1 protein-coding gene is annotated in these 624 nt (G+C 67.9%); it reads left to right on the forward strand.

What is annotated here, in order from left to right:
* The coding region (locus FVW20_RS18110; protein WP_231039249.1) for an Hpt domain-containing protein at positions 1 to 624 on the forward strand (624 nt) is incomplete at both ends.

Genomic DNA, 624 nt, shown 5'->3' on the forward strand with positions numbered 1-624 from the left:
GCGCCCGTGGCTGCCCCCGTTTCCGCGCCAGAGCCGGTTGCAGCGGCGCCCCAGCCCCAGGCGGAGCGCGAAGCCCCGGCAGAGGGTGGCGCCGCCGAGTGGATCGCCACGCTGGCGCCCCTGGAGTCCTACTCCCTTACCGCCTTCGGCGAAGGGCACCTCAAGGACTTCATCGACGAGGCCCGCGAGATGGCGGAAAATCTCAGCTCCGGGTTGCTGGAACTGGAGCGCAATCCCACCGAGCAGGGGGAACTGGTCAACGACCTGTTCCGTTTCTTCCACAACCTCAAGGGCAACAGCGGCATCATCGGCTTTGCCGAGTTGAACAGCCTGACCCACGAGGCGGAAACCCTGCTCAACAACGTGCGCCGGGGCGAAATGACCGGCTCGCACGAACTGGTGGACCTGTTGCTGCTGGTCGTGGACCTGCTTGAAGCGTTGGTGGCGCGCATCGATCCCGCGTCCGGCAACGTCACCCCGTTCGATATTTCGGTCATTCTCGAATGCCTGCGCAAGGCCGTGGCCGGTGGCGACATCACCCTGCCCGAAGGCCTCGGCGGTCGCCGCAGCGGTGGACCCGTGGCGGAAGCCCCCGCGCCGGAAGCCGCCCAGGCGGCCAGCGCG

The sequence above is a fragment of the Nitratidesulfovibrio oxamicus genome (assembly GCF_015731765.1).
In the GTDB taxonomy this organism is placed as follows: Bacteria; Desulfobacterota; Desulfovibrionia; order Desulfovibrionales; family Desulfovibrionaceae; genus Cupidesulfovibrio; species Cupidesulfovibrio oxamicus.